This window comes from Rhodobium orientis (assembly GCF_003258835.1).
Taxonomy (GTDB): Bacteria; Pseudomonadota; Alphaproteobacteria; order Rhizobiales; family Rhodobiaceae; genus Rhodobium; species Rhodobium orientis.
The window spans coordinates 62,501-68,316 of record NZ_NPEV01000027.1 but is presented as its reverse complement, the minus strand read 5'-3'; the positions used below and the strand labels follow the sequence as shown (position 1 = coordinate 68,316).

4 protein-coding genes (1 of these 4 cut by a window edge) are annotated in these 5,816 nt (G+C 65.8%); 2 read left to right on the top strand and 2 right to left on the bottom strand.

Translation table 11 applies throughout. The features are described 5' to 3' along the window. Nucleotides 1–144 precede the first annotated feature (144 nt). Nucleotides 145–912, bottom strand: a complete 768-nt coding sequence (locus CH339_RS13290) for an MOSC domain-containing protein (protein WP_170138519.1) — start codon at nt 910–912, stop codon at nt 145–147. A 314-nt stretch (nt 913–1,226) separates the two neighbouring features. Between CH339_RS13290 and clpB the strand changes: the two genes are divergently transcribed. Continuing rightward, entirely contained in the window at nt 1,227–3,836 is a 2,610-nt protein-coding gene (gene clpB / locus CH339_RS13285; protein ID WP_111434846.1) for an ATP-dependent chaperone ClpB, read from the top strand. Nucleotides 3,837–3,973: 137 nt separating this feature from the next. After that, nucleotides 3,974–4,336 carry an MmcQ/YjbR family DNA-binding protein gene (locus tag CH339_RS13280; protein WP_111434845.1) on the top strand — a complete coding sequence of 121 codons (363 nt, stop codon included), beginning with the start codon at nt 3,974–3,976 and terminating at the stop codon, nt 4,334–4,336. Between the two features lie 21 nt (nt 4,337–4,357). Here the strand turns inward: CH339_RS13280 and CH339_RS13275 are convergent, their stop codons facing one another. Continuing rightward, nucleotides 4,358–5,816: the 3' portion of a M23 family metallopeptidase gene (locus CH339_RS13275; RefSeq protein WP_111434837.1), read on the bottom strand. The gene runs 530 nt beyond the window's last position; the window shows 1,459 of its 1,989 coding nt (coding positions 531–1,989); its start codon lies beyond the right edge, outside the window; its stop codon occupies nt 4,358–4,360.

The window sequence follows — 5,816 nt, the reverse complement described above, 5'->3', positions numbered from 1 at the left end:
CACTCTCCTCCTCAAGGAAAGTGAATCAGACAAAACCTCCGGTGGGAATCCCCTATCGATTCAGATCAATCGCAAGGTGCTTTAGGTCCTTGTTTTGACGCGATTTCTTATCCAAAAAGCCTGTCAACTTTTTGGGAAAGCGCTTTAGAGGACCTTTAACGGGTCGCCGGGGGCGATGGCGCCGGGTTCGACGACCCGGGCGAACACCCCGCAATCGATATGGCCGAAGGTCTCGCGCAGGCGCGCGATTACCGGCCGGTTGCGCACGCCGGTCTCAAGGTCGACCTCGGTGGCCGCGCAGCGGTCGATGCGCTTTTCCACCTCCAGCACCGCCCCGTTACCGATCGCGATCCGCTTGCCGACGAGATCGTTCTCCGCCCAGGCCTCAAGCCCCTCCAGGGTGAGATTGCCGCGAAACCGAACCGGATCGAGCGGGCCACCTGCGACGTCGGCGATGGCGTTGACGGTGGCAAGGTTGATCAGCGAGATCAGCGGCCCGGACTGGTCCGTGAACTGCACGTCGCCGCCGGCGATCAGGCGCGGCTTTCGGGGCAGCGGCGGGTCGAAGAAATTCTGGAACGCGGTCTCGATGCGCTCGCGGTCGGCGGCGTCAGTAATGATGCCCTCGGCGAAGGGGGCGCCGTCGCGGGTGATTTCCAGCCGTCCGATCGCCGGATCGAAGCGGCTCTTCAGGACGGCGAGTGCCGGGAACAGGGCGAGCTGCAGGAAATAGGACTTCTTGCGGAATTCCGGATGCTCCGGGTCCAGCCCCGAATCGCGAAATTCCAGGGCAATCGCCCGGTCGCCGGGGAGCGGGCGGTCGGGCGCCAGCTCCACTCGGTCCAGATTTTCGGCGGAAAGGCCTTTTACGGGAAAGCGGTAAAGGGCGGCGATTTTCGCGATCGACGTCATCGTCTTTGTCCTGTGGGATGAACTATCGGTGAGGTGGCGGGCACCATATAGCGGGCGCCCGGCGCGGGCGAGAGCCAATTCCGGCGGCTTTGAAACCATTTTGGCGCCCGGTACGCGATGCGCCCGACTTCTCTGCCGCAACCTCTTCTGTTACCGATCTGCAACACTATATTGAGGACGTCCCCGCATATGCCGGGGGCCGATCCGGGTCCGCGTTCTGCCGCTTTCGGGGGATGCGGAGCGGAAATCTGTCAACGGCCGGACGCCACCGGTTCCCGTGCTTCGGACGGGCGGGGCGGGCTCAGGAGGTCATGATGAATTTCGAGAAATACACCGAACGCGCGCGCGGGTTCATTCAATCCGCCCAGAACGCGGCCCTTTCCAGGGGCCACCAGCAATTTACGCCCGAGCACATCCTGAAAGTGCTGCTCGACGATCCGGAAGGCATGTCGGCGCGGCTCATCGAGGCTGCCGGCGGCCGGCCGCGCCGGGCGTTGACCGCCGTCGATCTGGCGCTCGACAAGATGCCGAAGGTGAGCGGCGGTGAAGGCCAGCTCTACCTCGCCGGCCCCACGGCCAAGGTCTTCAACACGGCCGAGGAACTCGCCAAGAAGGCGGGCGATTCCTTCGTCACCGTAGAGCGCCTGCTTCTGGCGCTGGCCATGGAGAAGGAAGCGGACAGCGCCAAGATCCTGAAGGACGCCGGCGTGACGCCGACCGGCCTCAACGAGGCGATCAACGAGATCCGCAAGGGCCGCACGGCCGATTCGGCGTCGGCCGAATCGGGTTACGACGCCCTGAAGAAATACGCCCGCGACCTGACGGAAGTGGCTGCCGAGGGCAAGCTCGACCCGGTCATCGGGCGCGACGAGGAAATCCGCCGCACGATCCAGGTGCTGTCGCGCCGGACCAAGAACAATCCGGTGCTGATCGGCGAGCCGGGCGTCGGCAAGACGGCGATCGCCGAGGGCCTGGCGCTCAGGATCGTCAATGGCGACGTGCCGGAGAGCCTGAAGGAAAAGAAGCTCCTCGCCCTCGACATGGGCGCGCTGATCGCCGGCGCCAAATATCGCGGCGAGTTCGAGGAGCGGCTGAAGGCCGTGCTGTCTGAAATCCAGGCGGCTGGCGGCCAGGTCATCCTCTTCATCGACGAAATGCACACCCTGGTCGGTGCCGGCAAGGCGGAAGGGGCGATGGACGCCTCCAACCTCCTGAAACCGGCGCTTGCCCGCGGCGAACTGCACTGCGTCGGCGCCACCACGCTCGACGAATACCGCAAGCACGTGGAAAAGGACGCCGCGCTCGCAAGGCGCTTCCAGCCCGTTTTCGTCTCCGAGCCGACGGTGGAGGATACTGTCTCGATCCTGCGCGGCCTCAAGGAGAAATACGAGCTGCACCACGGCGTCAGGGTCACCGACTCCGCGCTGGTCGCCGCCGCGACGCTCTCCAATCGCTACATCACCGACCGGTTCCTGCCGGACAAGGCGATCGACCTCATGGATGAGGCGGCCTCGCGGCTGCGCATGCAGGTCGATTCCAAGCCGGATGAGCTGGACGAGCTCGACCGGCGCATCATCCAGCTCAAGATCGAGCGTGAGGCGCTGAAGAAGGAGACCGACCAGGCCTCCAAGGACCGGCTGGAGCGGCTCGATCGCGAACTCGCCGACCTTGAAGAAAAATCGGCCGGGCTGACCGCACGCTGGCGGGCGGAAAAGGACAAGCTTTCCTCGGCCCAGCAGATCAAGGCGGCCCTCGACGAGGCGCGCGGCGATCTGGAACGGGCACAGCGCGAGGGCGACCTCGCCAAGGCCGGCGAGATCGCCTATGGCCGCATTCCGGAACTGGAAAAGCGGCTCGCCGAGACCGAGGCGGCGGAGGGCAGCGTGGCCGAACCCGGCGCGATGGTGGAAGAAGCCGTGACGCCGGACCACGTTGCACAGATTGTCTCGCGCTGGACCGGCATCCCGGTCGACAAGATGCTGGAAGGCGAGCGCGACAAGCTCTTGCGCATGGAAGAGGCGATCGCCAGGCGCGTCGTCGGCCAGGAGGAAGCGGTCGAGGCCGTGTCCACCGCCGTGCGCCGGGCCCGTGCCGGCCTTCAGGACCCGAACCGACCGATCGGCTCGTTCATGTTCCTCGGACCCACCGGCGTCGGCAAGACGGAGCTGACAAAGGCGCTCGCGGCGTTCCTGTTCGACGACGAGACGGCGATGGCCCGCATCGACATGTCGGAATACATGGAGAAGCATTCCGTCGCCCGCCTGATCGGCGCGCCTCCGGGCTATGTCGGCTATGAGGAAGGCGGGGCGCTGACGGAAACCGTGCGCCGCCGGCCCTACCAGGTTATCCTGTTCGACGAGATCGAAAAGGCGCACCACGACGTCTTCAACGTGCTCCTGCAGGTGCTCGACGACGGCCGGCTGACCGACGGCCAGGGCCGCACCGTCGACTTCCGCAACACGCTGATCATCATGACCTCCAACCTCGGCTCGGAGTTCCTGGCCGAGCAGCCGGAGGGGGCGGACGTGGAAGCCGCGCGCGATGCCGTCATGAACGTGGTCCGGTCGCATTTCCGGCCGGAGTTCCTCAACCGGCTCGACGAGATCATCCTGTTCCATCGCCTGAAACGCGAGCAGATGGGCGCGATCGTCGACATCCAGCTCGTCCGGCTGCAGAAGCTGCTCGACGACCGCAAGATCGTGCTGGAACTGGACGAGGCCGCCCGGGCCTGGCTCGCCGAAAAGGGCTACGACCCGGTCTATGGCGCCCGGCCGCTGAAACGGGTGATCCAGCGCTTCGTGCAGAACCCGCTGGCGGAGCGGATCCTTTCCGGCGATGTGGCCGACGGCCAGACCGTGAAGGTGACCACAGAAGGCGAGGGGCTCGACTTCGAGGTCGCCGCCGACGACCGCCAGGCGGCCTGAGGGCTGCTGCGGTCCGAAACCCGAACGAAAAAGAACCGGCCGCCGATTTTTCGGCGGCCGGTTTTTCTGTCTGGTGCCGCCGACGGCGAGTCACCCTATCATCGGCTGCGAGCAGGTTCGGGGACCCAAAGCCGATGATGACCTACGAAACGTTCGATGCCTTCTGCGGCGGCCTGCCGGCGGCAACCTATGTCGAACAGTGGGGCGGGGCGCATGTCTGGAAGGTCGGCGGCAAGGTGTTCGCCATCGCCGGCTGGTCGAAGGGGGCGTTCCCCTTCGTCACCTTCAAATGCAGCGAGCTTGCCTACCGGATACTGCGCGAGCAGCCGGGCCTGAGGCCGGCGCCGTATCTGTCGCCGCGCAGTCCGACCTGGATCCAGATGCATGGCGATCCGGGGCTCTGCGACGACGACCTGAAAGCCTATCTCGCCGAATCGCACCGCATCGTCGCGGCGAAGCTGACGCGGAAACAGCGTTCCGACCTCGGCTTGGCCGGCTGACGATACCGGTTGTTTTGCGGCTCAGTTGGTGGCGATGAGGCGCTGCTGGCCCGGCTCCTTGGCGAGCAGGGCGTCGATATGGTTGCGCTCCTGCTCGAAGGAGGTCAACACGTCGTCGGTTAGCACGCGGCCCCGCGGCAGGCGGATGCGCAGCGGATTGACGTGGCGGCCGTTGACCATGACCTCGTAGTGCAGGTGCGGGCCGGTCGACAGGCCGGTGGAGCCGACGAAGCCGATCACCTGGCCCTGGCGGATGCGCTGGCCGGACTGGATTCCCTTGGCAAAGCCGGACATGTGGCCGTAGCCGGTGGCGTAGCCGTTGGAGTGGCGGATCTTCACCCAGCGGCCGTAGCCGGATTTCCACTTGGCCTCTTCGATGACGCCGTTGCCCGACGCCATGACCGGGGTGCCGCGCGGGGCCGCCCAGTCGACGCCCTTGTGCATCCGCGCATAGCCGAGGATCGGGTGGCGCCGGCTGCCGAAGCCGGAGCGGAACTTGCCGCGCGACATCGGCTTGCGCATCAGGAATTTCTTCGAGCTCTTGCCGGTCTCGTCGTAGTAATCGACGGCGCCGTCGTCCGGCGTCTTGAAGCGGTAGAAGCGGCGCTCGTTGGACTTCAGCGTCAGCGAGGCGAACAGGATCTCCTTGGCCGAGCCGGGATCGCGCTCGTCGGCGAGGGCATAGAACACCTCCACCTTGTCGGACGGGCTGACGCGGGTGTTGAAATCGACCTCGAAGGAGAAGATGCGGATCAGGTCGTTGATCAGCGCGACCGGGATCTGCTGCTCCATGCCAGTCTGGTAGATGCTCTCATAGAGATTGAGCGCGGGACCACCCTTGTAGACGACGGGCTGCTGCGGCTCTTCCTCTTCCGCGGCGGCGGTGACGATCGGCGGCGGCTCGTTGGCCGGCACGTAGAAGCCGTCGTCGGAGCGGGCGACCGTGGCGATGTGCTTTTCGCCGTCATAGATGCTGATGCGTACCGGGATCGAGCGGTCGATGTCGATCTCGGCCTCGTCGATGCCGAGGCGGACGCGGCCGTTCTCCGGCGGCTTGCCGATGCGGAAGACGCGGCCGAGCACGGCGGTGATCTCTTCCGCCTCGTCGTCGGTGGAGCCGTTGCCGATCAAAAGATCCTTCAGCGACGTGTTGTCGTCGACGTCGATGACCTTTTCCTGCAGGCCCGGGGTGATGTCCGCGGTGGGCTCTTCCGTCTTGGCGACGAAGGAGACGTTTTCCGGCACGATGCGGATGGCGAAACGGCCGAGCGCGGACGGCCGCTTGGCCAGCTCGAAGTCGAACCGGTCGGGGTTGATCCGCGGCAGCGAGGCGACCTGCAGATTCTCGCCCGTCGGGCTCACGGCATGGCGCCGCACCATGGCCTCGATCTCCGCCTCGCTCGGCGAGGCGTCGGCGTCGATCAGCGGATTGTCGGTGGGGAAGTCGCGAACGGTGATCGCGACCTCGCCGTCGACCTCC